Here is a 20,355-nt window from a genome sequence, read left to right on the forward strand (position 1 = left end):
CTCCTCGTCGGCGGTTCCACGCGAATGCCCCAGGTCGAGGAGAAGGTCGAGGAACTGACGGGCAAGGAGCCCCAGAAGAACGTCAACCCCGACGAGGCCGTCGCGCTGGGCGCGGCGATTCAGGGCGGCGTGCTGGGCGGCGAGGTCGACGACATCGTCCTGCTCGACGTCACGCCCCTCTCGCTCGGTATCGAGGTCAAGGGCGGTCTCTTCGAACGGCTCATCGAGAAGAACACGACGATTCCGACCGAGGAGTCGAAGATCTTCACCACCGCGGCGGACAACCAGACCTCCGTGCAGGTCCGGGTCTTCCAGGGTGAGCGCGAACTGGCCGAGAAGAACGAACTGCTCGGCGAGTTCCACCTGACCGGCATCCCGCCGGCCCCCGCCGGAACGCCCCAGATCGAGGTCACGTTCTCCATCGACGAGAACGGGATCGTCAACGTCTCCGCCGAGGACAAGGGCTCCGGCGAGAGCGAGGAGATCACCATCGAGGGCGGCGCCGGGCTCTCCGACTCCGAGATCGAGAAGATGCAGGAAGAGGCCGAGAAACACGCCGAGGAGGACAAGCAAAAGCGCGAGCGCATCGAGGCTCGTAACACCGCCGAGGCGACGATCCAGCGCGCCGAGACCCTCCTCGAGGAGAACGCCGAGGAGGTCGACGACGATCTCCGCGCCGACATCGAGGCCGCGATCGAGGACTTAGAGGAGACGATCGACGACGGCGACGCCGACGCCGAGGACATCGAGGCCGCGACCGAGGACCTGAGCAAGGAACTCCAAGAGATCGGCAAGCAGATCTACCAGGAGGCCGGCGCCGCGGGCGCTGGCGGCGCTGGTGCGGCCGGTGGCGCCGCGGGCGGCGCAGCGGGCGCCGGCCCCGGCGGCATGGGCGGCGGTCCGAACCCCGGTCCCGACGCCGGTGCGGCCGGCGGCGAGGACGAGGAGTTCGTTGACGCCGACTTCGAAGACGTTGACGAAAACGACGAAGACTGAGTCGTTTTCGTCAGCCCGTCAGACGTAGTCTGACGACGTCGACGACGAGGACGAGGACTGAAAGAACGAGTCCGAGTCGTCGGCTCGGAAGGCGAACGGCAGTGAGCCTTCCGTAGTTTCGAAAAGTGAGCGAAGCGAACTTTTCGAAGTAGACGAGGACGACGAGTAAGTCGTCGTCTTCAGCCCGTCAGACGTAGTCTGACGACGTCGACGGCTAGAAGGACGAGTCTTCATCTTCCGTAGAGACTATACTAGCGGTCGAGCTACAAGCGCTGCACCCGCGAGCGACCAGCGGGAGCGAGCGGCCTTTTTCATCGAAGTTTTTGCGCCGAGCGGTTCGCCGCAGGCGAACCCGAGGCGGAAAAAGTTCGGAACGTTCGTTTCAAGTGTCTCAATCGACAATCGGTGTACAACGAATGAGCGAGGACTTCTACGACGTACTCGGTGTGGACTCCGACGCGTCCGCCGAGGAGATCAAACAGGCCTACCGGCAGAAGGCCACCGAGTATCATCCGGACGTGAGCGACGACCCCGACGCCGAGGAGAAGTTCAAGAAGATCCAGAAGGCGAAGCAGGTCCTCACCGACGAGGAGAAGCGCCAGGCCTACGACCGCATGGGCCACGACCGCTACGAACAGGCCGAAAAGCACGGCTTCGACGCCAGCGAGGGCGGCGCCGGGGCCGGCGGAATGGGCGGTGGCCCGTTCGGCGGCATGGGCGGCGGTGGCGGCATGGGCGGCGGCGGTCTCGGTGACATCTTCGAGCAGGTCTTCGGCGGCGGTGGCGGCGGGCGCGGTCGCCGCCGACCGCGCAAGGGCCGGGACCTGCGAACCGAACTCGAGATCGACTTAGAGGAGGCCTACGAGGGCGCCCAGAAGCAGTTTACCGTCGAGCGGCCCGAGGAGTGCGACGTCTGCGAGGGCGAGGGCCACCCGCCGGAGGCGGACTCCGAGACCTGTCCGGAGTGCCAGGGCCGCGGTCAGGTGACGCAGGTCCAGCAGACGCCGCTGGGACGGGTCCAACAGACGACTACCTGTCCGCGCTGTGAGGGCGACGGGACGCTGTACTCCGAGAGCTGTGACGAGTGTCGCGGCGAGGGCTACGTCCGCAACGAGGCCACGCTGACCGTCGAGGTCCCGGCGGGCATCCAGGAGGGCCAGACGCTCCGGATGGAGCGTGAGGGCGCGCCGAGTCCCGAAGGCGGTCGGCACGGCGACCTCCTGATCGACGTCTCGGTTCGGGACCACGAGGAGTTCGAGCGCGAGGGCGACGACCTCCAGTACCGGCTCCCCATCTCATTTCCGCAGGCCACCTTCGGCGACACCGTCGAAATCCCGACGCTGGACGGCGCCGTCGAACTCGACATCCCGAAGGGAACCCAGAGCGGCGAGACATTCCGCCTCGAGGGGGAGGGGATGCCCCGCCTGCGCGGCCGCGGGCACGGCGACCTCCACGTGCAGGTGCAGGTCGTTACCCCCGAGAGCTTAAACGAGGAACAGCGCGAGGCCCTCGAGGCGTTCGCCGAGGCCGGCGGCGACGAGATCGAGGTCAACGAAGGCTTCTTCGAGAAGATCAAGCGAGCGTTCTAGGCGGACGCGACGCACGGACAGTTCCTCGCTCCGAATCGCCGTCGCGACGGCGTCGTTCCGACCCGTCGGCGAACCCGGTTCGATCCCGTCGATCCATCACCGAACGCGTCGTCGCCGAGACCGGTTTTCTCGTCAGCACGACTCGTCGTAACTCTCTAACTCCTGCTATCGGATACTTGTGTGTTGGGTTCATCATCTCGCGGCGCGTAGTATAGACGGGTGTCCCCGGTATCGGACTGCAGCGTCGGGGCGGTTCGAGACGACGCGGGAGATCCATAGGAGGGAGACAATGGTGACAACCGAAACGCGAGCGGAGATCGAAGAGTACCTCGGACGCGTTCCGAGCTGGATCGACGCGCTCCCGGAGCCGGCCGCCGACCACAGCTGGGGGATCGTCCGCGACCTCGAGCTCGAGGAGACCGAGCTCGAAGGGCGGGAAAAGGCGCTGGTCGCCCTCGGCGCGGCGTCGGCGATGCAGTGTCCGTACTGCGTGCACTTCCACAGGGAGGAGGCGAAACTCGAGGAGGTGACCGACGAGGAACTGTCCGAAGCGATCGGCGTCGCCAGCGGCGTGCGATACTTCTCGACGGTACTCCACGGTGCGGAGATCGACTACGAGACGTTCGTCTCCGAGACCGAGGAGATCGTCGACCACGTCAGGGATCAGCAGGCCGCGGCGCCGAGCGACGACTGAATGACCGGGACACCGGTCGCGGTCTTTCTTTGGAACGCCATCGATACGGTCGACTCGAGCGTCGCCGCCCGTACGTGTCACGGGAACACCCGACACAGCTATGCCGACTGTCGCCGAACGAACACGTGGGGATACCCATGTCACAACAGATCCTGCTCCTCGCTGGCGACTTCGTCGAAGACTACGAGGTAATGGTTCCGTTCCAGGCGCTCCAGATGGTCGGCCACGAGGTCCACGCCGTCTGTCCCGAGAAGGAGAGCGGCGACGCCTGTCCGACGGCGATCCACGACTTCGAGGGCGACCAGACCTACACCGAGAAGCCGGGCCACAACTTCGAACTGAACCACGACTTCGACGCCGTCGATCCGGCCGAGTACGACGCGCTGGTCGTCCCGGGCGGCCGCGCGCCCGAGTACCTCCGGACCTACGACGAGATCATCGAGATTGTCCGGCACTTCTTCGAGGCGGAGAAACCCGTCGCGTCGCTCTGTCACGGCGTCCAGCTCCTCGCCGCCGCGGACGTCCTCGAGGGACGGACCTGCACCGGCTATCCGGCGCTCGAGGCCGACGTGGCGATCGCCGGCGGCGAGTGGGAAGACGGCGTCACGCGCGACGACAACCTCGTGACGGGACAGGCCTAGCCCGACCACCCCGAGTGGCTCGCGGAATTCCTCGACGTGCTCGGCACCGAGATCGATCACGCGGACGCCGCGCCGGCCGCTGCAGACGACTGACGACGTCCTCGTACTCGCGAGCGCAGCCGGGCGACGGCTCGGCGCGCTCGAGCGACGGACCCGTCGTCCGACGGTCGGTGACGGTCGCGCGCCGACTCGAGTCGGCGCGCTTTTTTCGACCGCCTCGCGAGGGAGTAGTATGACCGCCGCGACAGTCGACGACCTGCTGACGCGCGAGCTCCGGGACGACCACACGTCGCTGGTCGATGCCACGGGCCGGGAGTTCGACCACCACTGGCTGTGTACGACCGCGTGGAAGGCCGGGAACTTCCTGCGACACGCGGGCGTTCGCGAGGGCGTCACCGTCGGCGTCGTCGGGGAGGCCCCGCTCCCGCTGCTCGCTTTTTTCGGGACGACGCTGCTCGAGGGAACGACGCGGTTCGATCCGCCCGCGGACCTCGCCGACGCCGAGGACTTCCGGGCGCTCGTGGCGCCGGTTCGGGACCTCGAGTCCGACGTCTACGACCTCCCGCCGGGCGCCCAGCGCGTCGGCTACGGCGCGAAACCCGACGAGCCCGACGTCCACCACTTCGACGCCGGCGTCTGGAGCGAGAACCCCGCGTTCCCGCCACTGGATATCGATCCCGAGACCGCGCTGCTGACCGACGGCGACCGAACGGTGAGTCACGCCGACGTCCTCGCGGCCGCTCGCGAAGTCGTCGACGACTACGGTCTCGAGGCGGGCGACCACGTAGTTGTCCGGGCCCCGCTTTCCGATCCCCGAACCGTCGCGGCGGGCGTTCTCGCGCCGCTGCTGGCCGACGGGGCCATCGTCCTCACCGGCGATACCGACGAGACGGCGGCCGAGCGCGGCGCGTACGCGGTCTCGGACTCGAGTGACGACGGGGCTGTGCCCGAACCGACGCGGATCGACCTCGACGACATCGGGCTCTGACTCTGACTCTGTTTCGTCGAGTAGAGCGTGGTTGATCGCGCTGCGCAAAAGGACCGCACACGAATGAAGGTCCAGGGGACCGACGTTATCGACGGCTCATCAGTCCGCGCTCTCGCTCGGTTGCGGTCGGTTTTCGGAGACGGAACGGCGGGCCACGAGGACGAGCGGGACCACCGTCAGCAGCGTCGCCACCAACAACGGCCCCGTTCCCGTCGAGAGGCCGATCACGGCCGCGACGTCGGCGTAGAACGTAAAGAGGAGGAACGCCGGGAAGACGGTCCCGATGGCGTACCGCCACGGGATCACCAGCGGGCGCGAGAGCGGCCCCGCGCCTTCGAGGTACTCCTCAATCGCGGCCGGGCCGAGCACCCAGGCCGTGTACACCATGAACCCGGTCAGGCCGAGCACCAGGAGGAGATCGACGAGTTGGTCCGCGAACAGCGTAAACACCGCGGGGCTGAACGCGTTCACGCCGCCGGTGAGTGCGACCAGTCCGAACAGCCCCCAGGTCGCCGTCGCCCGCTCGAGATCGAGCTCGTCGACCAGAAACGAGACCGGGATCTCGAGCATGCTGATCAGACTCGTGAGGGCGGCGAGGAGCACGACGAGGAAGAAGACCGCGCCGAGGAGTCGTCCGCCGGGCAGGTTCGCGAACGCGCCGGCGATCCCGACGAACAGGGCGCCGGGGCCGCCTTCGGTCGGTCCCGGCGCGAACGAGAACAGTAGCGGGAAGACCACGAGTCCGGCCAGAATACCGATACCGAGGTTGAACACGGCGATGGCCGAGGCGTCGAGGGGCAGCGAGCGGTCGTCGTCGACGTAGGAGGCGTAGGTGATCATCGTTCCGCTGCCGATCGAGAGGGTAAAGAGCGCCTGGCCGGCGGCCGACCCCAGCACCGAGAGGAAGTTCTCCGCGAGGTAGGCGCCGTCGAACTCGAGGTAGAACTCGTAACCCTGTGCAGCGCCGGGCTGTTGGGCCGCCCAGACCGCGAGTCCGATGAGCAACACGACGACACCGGGCATCATCACTTTCGTCGTCGCCTCGATGCCACGTCTGATCCCCGCGGCGACGATCAGCGACGTGGCCGCGAGGACAGCGAGTTGGTAGCCGAACGCTTCGGCACCGTAGCTGATCGCCTCGAAGTGGGCACCGGGATCCGCGAAGTAGGCGCCCGTCGCGCTCTCGAGGAAGTACCGAAGGATCCACCCGCCGACGACGCTGTAGAACGACATCAGCATGATCGAGGTGACGACGCAGAGCACGCCAAGCGCCGTCCAGAACCGCGATCCGGCGAGCGATTTGAACGCTCCGACCGGGTTCCGATTCGCCCGCCGACCGATCACGAACGCGGCCAGCAATCCCGGCACCCCGACGACGAGGACGATAAGCAGATACAATAGCAGAAAGGCGCTCCCGCCGTTTTCCGCGGTCATCCACGGGAACCGCCAGATGTTCCCCAAGCCGATTGCGCTTCCGACCGCGGCCAGAATGAATCCGGCGCGACTCGCCCAAGTCTCACGTGCCATGCTGTCTCAGCGAACCAACTCGGCGCGCATAAGGATTATCGTTGACGTAGTGTGAATAATCACACCAGTTTATCGAGATTCAAGTGCGCGCTGTGACGGCCTCACGGCGGCTATTTCAACAGTTGCACCTGACTAGCGGGTGGTGTTCAGAGACGGGTTCGGGATTGACATCCCCACGGCCAGGAGGCCGCGGAATTCACAGCTTCCGATACGGCAGTCCCTCGAGCGCGGGCCCGGAGAGCACGTCCCCCTCGTGGGTGAACCGCGAGCCGTGACAGGGGCAGTCCCACGTCCGCTCGGCGTCGTTCCACCGGACGAGACAGCCCATGTGCGGACAGACCGCGGAGACCGCGTGGACCGAGCCCTCCTCGTCGCGGTAGACGCCCATCGGGCGGCCGGTCCGGCGGACGATTCCGCCCTCGCCCTGGTCGGGAATATCATCCCCGTCGGCGCCCAGTGAGGCGAGGAAGGACTTGATGCGGTCGCCGACGAAACTGCCGCCGACTTTCGCGTTCTCCTCGAGGAAGCTCTTGGCCGACGCCTTTGGGGTGAACCGCTGGGGGTCGAACACGTCGGCCCAGGGGTTCGCGCCGTCGACGATCAGGTCGGCGAGGATCATCCCCGCGGCGGTGCCGCCGGACATCCCCCATCCCTTGAACCCGGTGCCGACGTAGACGTGCTCGGCCAGCGGATCGATCTGTCCGATGAACGGAACCTTGTCGACCGGCGAGTAGTCCATCGTCGACCACCGGTACTCGATCGATTCGACGCTGAAGTGCTCGCGGGCGAACCGCTCGCAGCGGCGATACCGCTCGGAAGTCGGCGGCCCGCTGACGCTCGGCTTGTGGCTCTGGCCGCCGACGAGGACGAGTTCTTCGGGTTCGTCGGTGTCGTCCGCCGGTTCGGCCGGCTGCGTTCGAATCGTGGCCGGCGGCGAGGCCGTGTTGTAGTACATCCCCTCGGGCGGCTCCTCGTCGACGCGGACCGCAAGCAGGTAGGCCCGGTGGGGGTGCATCCGCGAGAAGTAGCCGGCCCGATCGAACACGGGGAAGTGCGTGGCGACGACCACGTCGTCGGCGACGACCGCGCCGCGTTCGGTCTCGACGCGACAGGGCTCGCCGGGATCGATATCGACCGCGCGGGTCTCCTCGAAGACGGCGCTGTCCCCGTCGTCCTCGTGGATCTGTTCGGCGATCGCGAGCAGGTACTTCCGCGGGTGGAACTCCGCCTGCTCGTCGAACCGAACCGCCCCGTTGGTCTCGAACGGAAGCGGCGTCTCTTCGACGTACTCGGCCGGGAGCCCGAGCTGCTGGGCCGCCTCCACTTCCTCGCTGACCGTCGAGACGTCGTCAGACGACGCCGCGTACGTGTAGGCCGGCGTCCGCCGAAAGTCGCAGTCGATATCGTGTTCTTCGACGCGCCGTTCGACGGCGTCGATCGCCGCCTCGTTCGCCCGAGCGTACTGTCCGGCCCGCTTCCGCCCGAATTTGGAGACGAGCGTATCGTAGATCAGCCCGTGCTGGGAGGTCAGTTTGGCCGTCGTGTGGCCGGTCGTGCTCTCGACGATGCGGTCCGACTCGAGGACCGCGACCGTCTTTCCGGCCTCCTGTAACTCGATCGCGGCGGTCAGCCCAGTGATACCGCCGCCGACGACGGCGACGTCCACCTCGAGGTCGCCCTCGAGCGGGTCGTAGTCGGTGGTCGGCGTCGTGGCCAGCCACAGCGATTCCGGGCGCGGGGACGCGGATTCGGGGTCGAAATCGTTCGACATGGGGTATCAACGGCTCGTGCTATCGACACTCGGGACAAAAGGGGTGTGGGGTGATAACGCACGCCCGCCTCGCGGGCGGGGGCGGTGGAGACGCGGCAGCTGCCGCCGTCGAGCGGTCTCTGAGTAGACGGATTGCTCGAGCGGGAGGAGCAGGCGGCAGGTTTTACTCGTTCCTTCGATAGTAGTGCATCTATGTGCGAGACGAGGCGGCACGGCCGACGCGGCCGACATCGACGGCGGAGCGCTAGCGGGTCGCTCGGCGCCGGCTCGATAGAGCAGCCGGCGAACTGCGGTCGAGACGGGGCCGGTCTCGGACCGATCGCCGGTCGGAACTGGCCGCTGGAACGGTCGAACACTCGGGGGCGTTCGCCGTGAAGAGGCGACTGCTGGGGACGATCGCGGCGGCCGTCGGTCTGACGGCGCCGTGGGTCGCCGTCTGGGTGCTCACCGTCGGTCTCCCCGCGGTCGGATACGATCCGGCGCTGTTCGCGCACCCGCCGACGCTCGCGACCGTCGCGGTCAGCGGCGTCTCGATTCTCGGGGCCGCGTTCCTGCTCGCGTGGGCGGCAGAAACCGCCGAGAAGGACGTCCCCAGGGCGTTCGCGATCGCGATCCTCGCGGTGCTGGCGGTCGCCCCGGAGTACGCGGTCGACGCTCTCTACGCCTGGAACGCGGGCCAATTTGCGGGGACCGAACGCGGCGTCGAGGCTGGGAACCTCGCCGTCGCGAACATGACCGGCGCTAACCGCATCCTCATCGGACTGGGGTGGTCCGGTATCGCGCTGTTTACCGTGTTCCGTCGCAAGGCGAACGTCGATCCCGCCGTCATCAATCGAGACGGATTCCTGCGGGACGCGGTCTCGATCGATCCCGACATCAGCCTCGAGATCGTCTTCCTCCTCTTGGCGACGCTCTGGGCGTTTCTGGTGCCGTTAAACGGCGGCATCGATATCTTCGACATGCTGGTTCTGGTCGGCATCTACGTCGCGTACATCGCGATCGTGATCCGCGGCGACGTCGAACCGGAAGACGTCCACACCGGCGTGCCGGCCGCGCTCCAGCGGCTTCCCAGACCCGCACGAATCGCCAGCATCGTCCTGCTGTTCGCCTACTCCGCGTTCGTCATCTTCGTCGCCGTCGAACCGTTCGCCCACGGCCTGGAGGACCTCGGGACCGAAGCCGGCATTCCGCCGTTCTTTATGATCCAGTGGATCGCGCCGCTGGCCTCGGAGTCGCCGGAACTCATCGTGGTCGCCTACCTGGTCAACAAGGCGCGGTCGACGGCCGGCTTCAACGCCCTCATCTCGTCGAAGCTCAACCAGTGGACGCTGCTCATCGGGACGCTCGTCGTCGTCTACTCGATCGCGCTGGGTCAGTACGGCCCGCTCGCGTTCGACTCGAAGCAGTCGGCCGAGATCTGGCTCACGGCCGCCCAATCGTTCTTCGCGCTCGCCCTCCTGGTCGACTTCGAGGTCACGGCCTGGGAAGCGCTCACGCTGCTCGTGTTGTTCGTCTCGCAGGTCCTCCTCGAGTTCGCCGTGATTCGCGAGCTCGTCGCGCTGCCGATTCCGACCGAGGAGATGCTGCTCGTCTACAGCGCGGTCTACATCGTCCTCGGCCTCGTGCTGTTCGTCCGCCGACGCGATGAGTTCCGGCTGCTCCTCGAGCGGAGCATCGGGACGATAACCAGCGCGTTCGGGGGCGAAGAGCGCCCGCAGCAGGCCGACGACTGAACCCTGCGGGCCGACCGCCGCGGGGCGAACCGGAGAACGATCCGTTTTTGCACCGATTCCCCCAATCGGCGGTATGGAGAAGCTCATCGAGTCGCTTTCCGACGCCCCGATCATCGACAAGGACGGCTACGAGTACCTCGTCCACCCGATCAGCAACGGCGTGCCGATGCTCGATCCCGACCTGTTGCGCGAGGTCGTCGTCGAGGTCATGCAGACGGCCGACCTGGACGTCGACAAGATCGTCGCCCCGGAGGCGATGGGAATCCACCTCGCGACCGCCCTCTCCTTACAGACCGACATCCCGCTGGTCGTGATCCGCAAGCGTCCCTACGGCCTCGAGGGCGAGGTCTCGCTCCACCAGCAGACCGGCTACTCCGAGTCGGAGATGTACATCAACGACGTCGAGGCGGGCGACCGCGTTCTGATCGTCGACGACATGCTCTCGACCGGCGGGACGCTGGCGGCCATCTGCACCGCGCTGGACGACATTGGCGCCGACATCGTCGACATCGTGGTCGTGATGCGGAAGGTCGGCGACTCCGCGCTCGACGAGACGCCGTTCGAGGCGACGAGTCTCCTCGACATCACCGTCGAAGACGGCGAAGTCACGGTTCACTGATCGGCGCTCGTTCGGCTCCCGTCGTTCGTTTCGCTGGACCGAGTAGCGGCGGTTCCCCGTCGCTGCTATCGTACTTCTGTGCACGATAGTGCATATAGTCGCCCTCGACCGACCGCTCGATGGGCGCATATACGAGAATTTTTGTACATCGATTCGCTACGGGGAGGGTATAGCATGTCGAACGAAACTGACGGGGGCATTCAGATCGAATACGGCGTCGACGACAAACCGCCGTTACCGAAATCGATCCTGCTGGGCTTGCAACACGTCGCGGTCATGATCGTGCCGGCGACGGCGGTGGCGTACGTCGTCGCGAACGGGGTCGGTCTCGAGGCCGACGCGGCCTATCTCGTCCAGATGGTCCTGCTGTTTTCCGGACTGGCGACGATGGTACAGGCCTACACCGTCGGCCCGGTCGGCGCTCGGCTGCCGATCGTCATGGGCTCGAGTTTCACCTTCGTCGGCGCGACGATCGATATCGGCGCCAGTTTCGGCCTGGCCGCCGTCTTCGGCGCGATTCTCGTCACCGGCTTCGTCGTCGAGGGCCTGATCGGCTGGCAGTTCAAGCGAATCAAACCCTTCTTCCCGCCGCTGGTGACAGGCCTCGTGGTCGTCATCATCGGTCTCTACCTGATCCCGGTCGCGATGGACTACGTCGCCGGCGGCACCGCCGCCGAAGCGGCGGGCACCTTCGGCGGCCTGCAACACCTCGGACTGGCCGCGCTCGTGCTGGCGATCGCCGTCGGTCTCAACATGTTCACGCGCGGCGTCACGCGACTGCTGTCCGTGCTCGTCGCGATCGTCGTCGGCTACGCGGCCGCCATCGCTCTCACGTTCGCGACGGGCCTCGAGATCGTCGACTTCGGACCCGTCGGCGAGGCCGCGTGGATCGCCCTGCCGTCGCCGACCCGCTTCGGCTTCGAGTTCGAGCCGATCGCGATCGCCACGTTCGCCGTCCTCTTTCTGGTCTCCTCGATGGAGACCGTCGGCGACATGTCCGGCGTCACGGCCGCCGAAGGCCGGAACCCGACCGACGAGGAGTTCCGCGGCGGGCTGTTCAACGACGGCCTGTTGAGTTCGATCGGCTCGATCTTCGGCGCGTTCCCGATCACCTCGTTCTCCCAGAACGTCGGCATCGTCAACTTCACCGGCGTGATGAGTCGCCACGTCGTCGGTATCGGCGGTGTCTTCCTCGCCGTCCTCGGCCTGAGCCCCAAAGTGGGCGCCGCCGTTACGACGATCCCCAGCGCGGTCTTCGGCGGCGCCGTCCTACTGATGGCCGGGATGGTCGCCGCGAGCGGGTTCCGACTGATCGTCACGCACGTCGAACTCGATCGCCGGAACACGGTCATCGTCGCCGTTTCGCTCGGCCTCGGCCTCGGCATCGCGACGACGCCCGAGGCCCTCGCGGGACTGCCGAGCCGCGCCGAACTGTTCTTCGGCCAGCCGGTCATCGCGACCGCGCTGTCGGCGCTGGCGCTCAACACGTTCGTTCCCGGCGACTCGAGCCCGCTGTTCGACGCCGCTCCCGTGGCGACCGACGCGAGCGCGGACTCGGAGACCCCCGCCGCCGGACCGAGCGACGACTGAGCACCGCCGGCGTTCTCGAGACCGAGACGGTCTCTAACGCCTAAATAATCCTTTTCCGGTCGTTCGTGGTACCGCCGTCCATGCCAGACGTCGTAATCGTCGGCGGCGGTCCCGCCGGCCTGAGCGCAGCGTTATTCACCGCGAAGAACGACCTCGAGACCGTCGTTTTCGACACCGACGAGACCTGGATGCACAAGGCTCACCTGTTCAACTACCCCGGAATCCGGAGCATCAGCGGTGACGAGTTCATGGAACTGACCCGCGGGCAGGTCAGCGACCGCGGCGCCGACGTCCGCGTCGGCGAGGCGGTGACCGACGTCGACCCCGGCGGCGACGGCTTCACCATCGAAACAGAGGACGACGCTTACGACGCCGATTACGTCGTCCTCGCGACGGGCGCCGACCGGTCGATGGCCGAGGACCTCGAGGTGGACTTTTCCGACGACGGCACCGTCGACGTCGATCTGGACACCGAGACGAGCGTCGACGACCTCTACGCGACGGGCGCGATGGTCCGCGACGAGGAGTGGCAGGCCGTCATCGCCGCGGGCGACGGCGCCTCGGCGGCGCTGGACATTCTGAGCAAGGAGAAGGGCGAGCACTTCCACGACTTCGACGTTCCCGACGACGTCGCGTGATTTCGGACGGCGTATCGAACTCTCGACGGTGTCGCGTTCCTCGAGTCGCCTCGAGCGATGTGTGCCGGGTCGTCTTCGATCCCTAATTCCCATTTAGAGTGCGTGGGAGGGGCATTTTCGGGCGATAGATGAGCCAATTTGTGGCCTGCGTGTTCGGGGTCCACGACTAAGCGCGTGCTCGTTGCCGGTGTTCGTATGGCGACCACTAACGTCGACCGCATCGACGACCTCGAGGAACTGTTCCACCACAAACTCGCCCAGATGTACTACACCGAGCAGGAACTCGTCGAGGCGTTAGACGAGATGGCGATCAACGCGAGCAACGAGCGGATGAGCGAGGGCTTCGCGGACCACCGCGACGAGACCCGGACGCACGTCCAGCGCCTGGAGGAGGTCTTTGCGGCTCTCGACCGGCCGGCGGAGCGACGGGAGAATCCCGTCCTCGACGCGCTCGAGCAGGAGCGGGCAACCCTCGAAGACGCCATCGAGGACGACGACATGCTCGACATGGCCTATCTGAACGCCGCGATGATGACCGAGCGCATCGAGATGACGTCCTACGAGGGCCTCACGACGATGGCGAACAAGATCGGGTACGACAACGAGATCAAGAAACCCCTCAAATCCAACCACGACGAGGAAGAGTCGACCTACCGCGAACTGTCGGCGATGGAGACGGCCTCGGACATGAAGTCCCTGTGGGACCGACTGACCCCCTCGTAGGGACATCGTGATCCGAAGCGGTACGGGGTCCTCCCGACGCCGGCGTCGGGAGCGGCGGCCGCGCGCTGGGTCGGCCCCCGGGTTGGCGACGCGATGTGTTCCGGCCGCTATCTGTCATTTTCCAGCGGGATGCTCGTACCGTACCTCGCTCGCTCCCTCGACGAGCACGCGGTCTCCCTATCGAACCGACCCCGGTAGCGTCCGGCTATTGCTCGAGTTCGACGCCCGCGACCGACTCGCCGAGAACGATCAGTCGACGCTCGCCTTCGGCGGGACGCAGGCGCCGTTCTCTCCCAGTCCGCTGCTTCGGGAGACCGCCGAACTGCCGAACGGTCGAACAGTCCGAGGTCGTCTCGGGCGCTCGAGGCCTGTTTAGAGTGAGATATCCGACGATTGGCGACCTCGACGAGCAGAACCTCGAGGACTGGACCGACCTGGCCGTGGCCGACCTCGAGGAGCGGACAACGTTCGGAATCGTCGACGGAACGGACGGGATCGTGCTCGAGTTGCTCGCCGGCCGGTCCTCCCTCGAGCGGATCCGACCAGACCTCGAGCCGCGGAAGATCGGCGCTGAACCTGATACCGAAACATACATTCAATAGTCTTATCACGAAACCGTCTAATCAGGGAGATATGAATCGCCGAAAACTGTTGCTTGCGAGCGGTGTGACACTCACGACCGCGCTGGCCGGCTGTTCTGGTGACACTGACAAAAACGGTGACGAGAACGGCAACGCCAATGGAAACGAGAACGGTGACGAGAACGGCGGCACGAATGGTGACGAAAACGATACTGAAAACGAGTCGGAACCCGACGAGAACGATGGAGACGACGAAGTCGACGAGACCGCTACCCAACCGGAGACGCAGACCTTCGAGGGGAGCGGTGCGACAGTCGAAGAAGTCGAGATTGAGGGCGGACTAACCGTCGTCGACGCCGAGCACACTGGGGAGTCGAACTTTCAGGTCCGAATCTACGAGGGCGATGACGACGAGTACGGGACCGGCTTCGTCAACGCGATCGGTGACTACGAGGGCGCCAGTGCTGACCTCGTCGAGGGTGGAACCCGGACGATGGACGTCGAAGCGGACGGAAGCTGGCGACTCGAAGTCCGCCAGCCGCGAGCAACCGAGACCGAAGCCGACAATCTCCCGCAGAGCTTCAGTGGGGACACGCCGGATGTCGTCGGTCCGATTGCGTTCAACAGCCGGCACACTGCTTACGGGGAGCACGACGGCGAGTCGAACTTCCAGGTCCGTGTCTATCCTGAGGATGGCATGTTCGGTGAGGGCGTGTTCAACGAGATTGGCGAGTACGAGGGTGAAACGACGTTCAGTCACGACGGCGTCGGCTGGGTTGATGTCGAGGCCGACGGTAACTGGACCGTCGAGATGGAGTAGCTCCGAAAAAGGGGACCGTTCTACTCACCGATTCCAAGCCACATGACTCGCTTTTGATGAGTCTGGATGACTTCGGGGAAAATTTCGGATACGGTTCGTGGTCCCCCATACTGAGCAAACGTCCTCCCCGCCAAGGGCTTATTAGTTCACACCTTAAGTAAGGGACAATGAAAACCTCGGACTCTCCATCCGGCATCACTATCGACGATGTTCGGAGATTCTTTACCCAATTAGACCAGCCGGAGACCCCGGTATCGGTTGAAGAAGTCACCTCGGAGCTGGACTGTACACCACAGACGGCACGCGGTTATCTGGAGGATCTCACCGAACAGGGAGAGTTGCGAACGAAACGAATCGATGGTTCCACCCGGGTGTGGTGGTCCACTGAGAGCGGTGGGGTGGACCGTCACGATCCGGACAGTGAGCAGCTCAGTGCCTTTGTAAGAGAGGTCAAGGATTACGCCATCTTCATGCTCGATCCCGAGGGCACGGTCGTTAGTTGGAACGAGGGGGCCAAGCGAATCAAGGGGTATTCCGCCAGCGAAATCATCGGTCAGCACTTCTCGGCGTTTTATACGAAGGACGATATCGCCACTGACGTTCCCGAGCGGAACCTCGAACGGGCCGCGGCCGAAGGCCGCGTCGAGGACGAAGGTTGGCGGATTCGGAAAGACGGCTCGCGCTTCTGGGCGAACGTCACGATCACTGCCATCAGAGACGACGGAGAGCTTCGAGGATTCACTAAAGTCACTCGAGACATGACCGAGCGGCGTGAGTACGAGCAACAGCTCGAAAAACAAGCCGACCAGCTCGAACGTCGGCGGACCGAACTCGAACAGGAGCTCGATGAGGTCTTCGAGCGAATTGACGACGCCTTCTACGCGCTCGACGATGAGTTCCGGTACGAATACGTGAACGAACACGCCGAAGAGCATTTCGGAGAGCCAGCCGGCAAACTCATCGGCCAGAAACCGTGGAAAGCGCTTGGTGTTGATAAATCCGACCCGATCTTCGAACGGTTTGACGAGGCCTTAGCGACGCAGGAACCGCTGCGGTTCGAACGCTACTCGGAGCCACTCGGCATCTGGGCGATGGTTCGGATTTATCCCTCCGAATCTGGCCTCTCCGTGTACTTCGAAGATATAACCCAGCGCAAAGAGCGCGAACGGGAACTCGAACGAGTGTACGATCTTCTCGAGCGTGCGGAACACATTGCGGACGTCGGCGGTTGGGAGATTGATCCGGATACGCGCGACGTCTTCTGGACGGATCATCTCTTCGAGATTCTGGAGATTCCCTCCGACGAAGAGCCGCCATTGGATGAAGCGTTGGACGTGTACCTCGATGATGATCGGCCGAACGTCGAGCGTGCTATCGATGAGGCGGTTCAATCCGGCACATCCTTCGACATCGAAACCCGGTACCGGACGCCTACCGGCGAGGTACGGTGGCTCCGAGTCATCGGTGAACCCGATATTGAGGACGGAGCGGTCGTTTCGCTCCGCGGCGCTGCCCAAGATATCACTGAACAGAAAGAACGCGAACGGGAGCTCCAACAGATCCGGGATCGGATGGAATTCGCACTCAACGCCACGGATTCGATCGTTTGGGACTGGAATGTCGACGAGAATCAGACGTCCTTCTACCCCTCAGCGGAGTCGTTGTACGGAACCGCTGTCGAGACCTGGGACGATTTCATCGAAATCGTCCACCCTGACGACCGAGAACAAACCGAGGAAAAGATCAGGAAATCACTCGAAACAGGTGAACCAAAAGAGGAAGAAATTCGTATTGATCGGAACGGAGAAAAGCGCTGGATCGAAGCTCCGGGTCGGCCTATCGAAGACGAGGACGGATCGACGCGAATGATCGGCGTCGCACGGGACATTACCGAACGGAAGACCTTCGAGCAGAAGTTGCGAGAGTCAAACGAGCGGCTCGAACAGTTCGCCTACGCGGCTTCCCACGATCTCCAAGAGCCACTCCGGATGGTATCCAGCTATCTCCAATTGCTCGACCAGCGTTACGGCGACGAACTCGACGAGGACGGTCGTGAATACATCAACTTCGCTGTGGATGGCGCGGCCAGAATGCGAGAGATGATCGACGGCTTGCTCGAATATTCCCGAGTCGAGACTCAGGGAGACCCCTTCGAACCAATTACCCTTGAGACGGTTCTGGAAGATGTTTTAGATAATCTCCAGTTCCGGATTGAGGAGCACGATGTGGAGATTACGAGCGAGGACTTACCCGAGGTTGAAGGTGACGCCAGCCAACTCCGTCAAGTCTTTCAGAATCTACTGGAGAACGCCATCGAGTACAGCGGCGATGCGCCGCCCCGAGTCCATATCTCGGCCGAACGAGCCGGTAACAAGTGGGTCGTATCGGTCAGCGACGACGGAATCGGCATTGACCCCGACGACCAAGACCGTATCTTCGAAATCTTCCAACGCCTTCACTCCCGTGAGGAGCACGACGGAACGGGGATCGGACTTGCACTGTGCAATCGAATCGTCGAGCGTCACGGAGGCGAAATATGGATTGATTCGGAACCAGACGATGGAACGACGTTCTCGTTCTCGCTCCCCGCAGTAGAGAATAACTGCTAGGCACACGTTCGGTTCGGTCCTCTGTATCGTCTATGGAAGGGTAATAGACAGTGTGAGCCGTTCACCGGGTTCCGTCGGGAATGGAATCGTTGGACGGCAGGTGTAGGAACTGTCGAGTGGATCGAGAGAACCAGTCGAATGGCGACCGCGGAGCGTGCAGAATCCGTCCTGAAAGCCACTCGACCGGTATCGGCCGTCAACGATAGCGCTGATCGCGGCGATCCCATCGTCGTCACGAGGTTGCATGAGTATGTCACCCATGGTGTTTATAGTCGTGGCCGTCTCAGGAACGAGTACAGTCGGGCGATAGCAAGTCCGACGGCCGATGGGCGCACCGTACTCGACGGCGGGCCGCGCACCTTCGTGACGTATTGCAACGGGCGTCCACCGTCGCTCCGGACCCGTTACCGCGCGGCCCGTTTCCGCGATCCCGTCGAGATGTAACGAACGACGAAACCTTTTCACCGGTCAGTCCACCGGGAGCGGGGACGACTCGAGGCTCGCGTCGGAACGGCCCCGCTCTCGGATTCGCCGCGTTTTCGCCGCCGTCTCGTCCGGGAGCCTCGCGAGTCGAGGTGCGTGTCGATCTGTCGTGGGCAACTTTCACACATATATCTTTTTGGTCTCGACTGCATAACAGCCTGCAAGAATGCAGTACGACGCCGTTCTGTTCGACTTCGACGGCGTCGTGGTCGAGAACCCCTCGCCACGGCGCATGTACGACGCGCTCGCGCGGACCTACGAGCAGCTCGGTCGCTCCGACCCCGCGGCGGAGACGGTTCAAGAGGTACTGAGCGGCGACTTCGAATCGATCGCCGACCGCTGTCGACAGCTCGAGGTCGACACCGACACCTTCTGTTCGCAGGCGGCCAGCGAAATGATCCGGACCCAGCTCGCGGACGTCGAACGCGGCCTGCGTTCGATGTACGACGACGTCGTCGCCGTGCGATCGCTCGAGGCGCCGCTGGGGGTCGTCAGCGACAACCACCCGACCGTGGTCTCGCGGCTGCTCGACCGCTTTGGCCTTCGATCGCTGTTCGAGACCGTCTACGGCTGTCCGCTCACCCCCGACGGCCTCTCCCGGCGCAAGCCCGATCCAACCAACATCGAACGCGCCATGGACTCCCTCGAGGCCGAGTCGGCGCTGTACGTCGGCGATCGACCGGTCGACGTGCAGGCGGCCCACAACGCGGACATCGACTCGGCGCTGGTCGCCCGCGCGGACGACGAGATGGAGGCGGGGACGGCGGAGTCGACCGACGCCTCTCCCACCTACCGACTGGCCTCGCTCACCCAGTTGCCAGCGGTCCTCGAGTAACCTGACGATCGCCTCGGCCCGATCTCGAGCGGGCGGGCCCGTTCCGAGGTCCCCGTCGCGCGTGTTCTTCACGTCCGGCGTTTCTCGAAGAGCTCCTCGCAGAGGGCGTGATAGACGCCGTCGTCGGGAACGATTCGCCCGCGGGCGTCTCCTTGAACAGCGCGACGCCGTCCGCCGCGTCCGCGTCGCAGTCGGCGCAGGTCCCGGGTCCGTGCTGACCGCCGGTGCTCCGGTGGCCGGCGCCCGTGTACTCGTCGCCCGCCGTTCGGAACGCCGCGCAGTCCCGACAGAGACGCCACCGATTGTCGACGTCGGCGAGTTCGAAGATGTGGTACGCCATCTCGTGCTGGGTGAACGGCACCGCCGCGTCACAGAAGAGACAGTCCATGGCCGGCCGTGCTCCGAGGAGGTGTGTAACAGTTTTCCACGAACTGGCAGGGAACGACGCGCTACCGGAGAGACCGCGGGTTGACCGCGACGACGCTCGTGGTCGCCGCAGATTCCGGCCATCGCTTTTTGCGCTCGAGGGTGGGAGCGATCGCTATGAACGACGCGGACTGGAACGACCTTCGATCGCAGTGTACGGCCCTCGAGTCCGGTGCGCAGCTCCTGACGCCGCTGTCCGAGCGGCCGTTCCGAATCGAGACCGTCGCCGAGGACCGAATCGTCGTCCGCTTCGCGGACAGCACCGAGGAACGCCCGCTCTGGCGCGAGCAGTTCGGCGTCTTCGACGACCAGCTCGAGGACCAGGGAATGGCCATCGACGACCTGCAGCCGGGCGTCGAATCCTACGCGGCGGTCCTCACGCTCTCCGACTCGTACGCAGTCGAGGACGACACGATCGTCAGCGACGAGGACGCGACGGGCGGCGAGAGTCCGTTTCTCGTCTCGGCGGCCGACGCCCGGACGCCGCCGGAGCGTCTCCACGACGACGCCCTGCTGCTGGCTCACCTCGTCGAGTACCTCGACGTCGACGACCACGCCGCCCTTGAGTCGCTCGACACCGACGCCCTGACCGACTACTACGTCCTCGCTTCGGACGTCCAGCGCGGCGCCGACGGGGTCCGCGCGACGGCCCGGGACGAACTGCTCGACAGACTCGGCCCCGATCAGGAGCTCCGCGGCCGGTTCGGGACGGTCCGGCGGACGACCCGTACGCGCCGCCGTCCGAAGGACGACGAGACCGTGCTCGCCGCGCTCGACGAGCGCGGGATCCCCCGCGAGTGGGTCCTCGGCGTCGATCCGGACAAACTCGACGTCGTGCTGTCGGTGACCGACCTCGAGGAGGACGCGGTGTTCGACGCCGAAGAGGACGTCTACGTCCAGAAGATCGGCGTCGACGAGGACGAGAAGTACTCGCGGCTGCAGGGCCTGGCTAACCGCATCGACGAACTCGCGGACGCCGAGGGCGAGGCACTCACCGACGACCTCGAGGAGATCGAGGAGCGCCTCGAAGAGGCGCTGACGGCGGGGTAATCGCCCGGTCCGACGGCTGTCTCTTATACACATCTCTGATGG

Annotated in this window: 17 protein-coding genes and 1 pseudogene; 15 read left to right on the plus strand and 3 right to left on the minus strand. The window is 64.9% G+C overall.

Annotated features, from left to right (window positions below; translation table 11 throughout):
• From C477_RS13655 to C477_RS13675, 5 genes and pseudogenes are all read left to right on the plus strand, one after another.
• A partial coding sequence (locus tag C477_RS13655; RefSeq protein WP_008895090.1) for an Hsp70 family protein occupies nt 1-996 on the plus strand: 996 nt, incomplete at its 5' end.
• Nucleotides 997-1,412: 416 nt separating this feature from the next.
• On the plus strand, nt 1,413-2,585 hold the full coding sequence (gene dnaJ / locus C477_RS13660) for a molecular chaperone DnaJ (RefSeq protein WP_008895091.1): 1,173 nt from the start codon (nt 1,413-1,415) through the stop codon (nt 2,583-2,585).
• A gap of 289 nt (nt 2,586-2,874) precedes the next feature.
• The gene (locus C477_RS13665; RefSeq protein ID WP_008895092.1) at nt 2,875-3,279 is read left to right on the plus strand and encodes a carboxymuconolactone decarboxylase family protein; all 405 of its coding nucleotides are present in this window, start codon (nt 2,875-2,877) and stop codon (nt 3,277-3,279) included.
• Between the two features lie 137 nt (nt 3,280-3,416).
• Nucleotides 3,417-4,013, plus strand: a pseudogene (locus C477_RS13670) (DJ-1/PfpI family protein).
• Nucleotides 4,014-4,152: 139 nt separating this feature from the next.
• Nucleotides 4,153-4,908, plus strand: coding sequence for a hypothetical protein (locus C477_RS13675; protein ID WP_008895094.1), 756 nt, complete (start codon nt 4,153-4,155; stop codon nt 4,906-4,908).
• 99 nt (nt 4,909-5,007) lie between these two features.
• Here the strand turns inward: C477_RS13675 and C477_RS13680 are convergent, their stop codons facing one another.
• Both C477_RS13680 and C477_RS13685 read right to left on the minus strand, forming a co-directional pair.
• Entirely contained in the window at nt 5,008-6,435 is a 1,428-nt protein-coding gene (locus C477_RS13680; protein WP_049914544.1) for a sodium-dependent transporter, read from the minus strand.
• 196 nt (nt 6,436-6,631) lie between these two features.
• Complete coding sequence (locus C477_RS13685; RefSeq protein WP_008895096.1) at nt 6,632-8,206, minus strand: FAD-dependent oxidoreductase; 1,575 nt, start codon at nt 8,204-8,206, stop codon at nt 6,632-6,634.
• A gap of 371 nt (nt 8,207-8,577) precedes the next feature.
• On the opposite strand from C477_RS13685, the gene C477_RS13690 reads away from it, so the two are divergent.
• The 9 genes from C477_RS13690 to C477_RS13730 all read left to right on the plus strand — a co-directional run bounded on the left by C477_RS13690 (nt 8,578) and on the right by C477_RS13730 (nt 18,837).
• Entirely contained in the window at nt 8,578-9,939 is a 1,362-nt protein-coding gene (locus C477_RS13690; protein ID WP_008895097.1) for a sodium/calcium exchanger membrane region, read from the plus strand.
• 73 nt (nt 9,940-10,012) lie between these two features.
• Entirely contained in the window at nt 10,013-10,558 is a 546-nt protein-coding gene (gene hpt / locus C477_RS13695) for a hypoxanthine/guanine phosphoribosyltransferase (protein ID WP_008895098.1), read from the plus strand.
• 174 nt (nt 10,559-10,732) lie between these two features.
• A complete protein-coding gene (locus C477_RS13700) occupies nt 10,733-12,148 on the plus strand; it encodes a uracil-xanthine permease family protein (RefSeq protein ID WP_008895099.1) in 1,416 nt (471 codons plus the stop codon).
• 80 nt (nt 12,149-12,228) lie between these two features.
• Nucleotides 12,229-12,786, plus strand: coding sequence for an NAD(P)/FAD-dependent oxidoreductase (locus C477_RS13705; RefSeq protein WP_008895100.1), 558 nt, complete (start codon nt 12,229-12,231; stop codon nt 12,784-12,786).
• A 195-nt stretch (nt 12,787-12,981) separates the two neighbouring features.
• The gene (locus C477_RS13710) at nt 12,982-13,509 is read left to right on the plus strand and encodes a YciE/YciF ferroxidase family protein (protein ID WP_008895101.1); all 528 of its coding nucleotides are present in this window, start codon (nt 12,982-12,984) and stop codon (nt 13,507-13,509) included.
• A gap of 377 nt (nt 13,510-13,886) precedes the next feature.
• Nucleotides 13,887-14,111 (plus strand): hypothetical protein, encoded by a 225-nt coding sequence (locus C477_RS13715; RefSeq protein ID WP_008895102.1) that lies wholly within the window; start codon nt 13,887-13,889, stop codon nt 14,109-14,111.
• A 31-nt stretch (nt 14,112-14,142) separates the two neighbouring features.
• A complete protein-coding gene (locus tag C477_RS13720) occupies nt 14,143-14,910 on the plus strand; it encodes a hypothetical protein (protein WP_008895103.1) in 768 nt (255 codons plus the stop codon).
• 167 nt (nt 14,911-15,077) lie between these two features.
• Nucleotides 15,078-17,519, plus strand: coding sequence for a PAS domain-containing sensor histidine kinase (locus C477_RS13725; protein WP_008895104.1), 2,442 nt, complete (start codon nt 15,078-15,080; stop codon nt 17,517-17,519).
• Nucleotides 17,520-18,168: 649 nt separating this feature from the next.
• Nucleotides 18,169-18,837 carry an HAD family hydrolase gene (locus C477_RS13730; RefSeq protein ID WP_008895105.1) on the plus strand — a complete coding sequence of 223 codons (669 nt, stop codon included), beginning with the start codon at nt 18,169-18,171 and terminating at the stop codon, nt 18,835-18,837.
• Here the strand turns inward: C477_RS13730 and C477_RS13735 are convergent.
• A complete protein-coding gene (locus C477_RS13735; protein WP_008895106.1) occupies nt 18,809-19,225 on the minus strand; it encodes a hypothetical protein in 417 nt (138 codons plus the stop codon). The genes C477_RS13730 and C477_RS13735 overlap by 29 nt on opposite strands.
• 155 nt (nt 19,226-19,380) lie before the next feature.
• On the opposite strand from C477_RS13735, the gene C477_RS13740 reads away from it, so the two are divergent.
• Entirely contained in the window at nt 19,381-20,313 is a 933-nt protein-coding gene (locus C477_RS13740; protein WP_008895107.1) for a hypothetical protein, read from the plus strand.
• Nucleotides 20,314-20,355: the final 42 nt, after the last annotated feature.

Source organism: Haloterrigena salina JCM 13891, from assembly GCF_000337495.1.
Taxonomy (GTDB): Archaea; Halobacteriota; Halobacteria; order Halobacteriales; family Natrialbaceae; genus Haloterrigena; species Haloterrigena salina.

What these genes read in the sequence shown, in the direction of transcription:
- hpt (WP_008895098.1), top strand. Translation starts at nt 10,013, where the DNA reads ATGGAGAAGCTCATCGAGTCGCTTTCCGACGCCCCGATCATCGACAAG.
- C477_RS13685 (WP_008895096.1), bottom strand. Translation starts at nt 8,206, where the DNA reads ATGTCGAACGATTTCGACCCCGAATCCGCGTCCCCGCGCCCGGAATCG.
- C477_RS13725 (WP_008895104.1), top strand. Translation starts at nt 15,078, where the DNA reads ATGAAAACCTCGGACTCTCCATCCGGCATCACTATCGACGATGTTCGG.
- C477_RS13675 (WP_008895094.1), top strand. Translation starts at nt 4,153, where the DNA reads ATGACCGCCGCGACAGTCGACGACCTGCTGACGCGCGAGCTCCGGGAC.
- C477_RS13705 (WP_008895100.1), top strand. Translation starts at nt 12,229, where the DNA reads ATGCCAGACGTCGTAATCGTCGGCGGCGGTCCCGCCGGCCTGAGCGCA.
- C477_RS13680 (WP_049914544.1), bottom strand. Translation starts at nt 6,435, where the DNA reads ATGGCACGTGAGACTTGGGCGAGTCGCGCCGGATTCATTCTGGCCGCG.
- C477_RS13735 (WP_008895106.1), bottom strand. Translation starts at nt 19,225, where the DNA reads ATGGACTGTCTCTTCTGTGACGCGGCGGTGCCGTTCACCCAGCACGAG.
- dnaJ (WP_008895091.1), top strand. Translation starts at nt 1,413, where the DNA reads ATGAGCGAGGACTTCTACGACGTACTCGGTGTGGACTCCGACGCGTCC.
- C477_RS13710 (WP_008895101.1), top strand. Translation starts at nt 12,982, where the DNA reads ATGGCGACCACTAACGTCGACCGCATCGACGACCTCGAGGAACTGTTC.
- C477_RS13700 (WP_008895099.1), top strand. Translation starts at nt 10,733, where the DNA reads ATGTCGAACGAAACTGACGGGGGCATTCAGATCGAATACGGCGTCGAC.
- C477_RS13730 (WP_008895105.1), top strand. Translation starts at nt 18,169, where the DNA reads ATGCAGTACGACGCCGTTCTGTTCGACTTCGACGGCGTCGTGGTCGAG.
- C477_RS13740 (WP_008895107.1), top strand. Translation starts at nt 19,381, where the DNA reads ATGAACGACGCGGACTGGAACGACCTTCGATCGCAGTGTACGGCCCTC.
- C477_RS13665 (WP_008895092.1), top strand. Translation starts at nt 2,875, where the DNA reads ATGGTGACAACCGAAACGCGAGCGGAGATCGAAGAGTACCTCGGACGC.
- C477_RS13720 (WP_008895103.1), top strand. Translation starts at nt 14,143, where the DNA reads ATGAATCGCCGAAAACTGTTGCTTGCGAGCGGTGTGACACTCACGACC.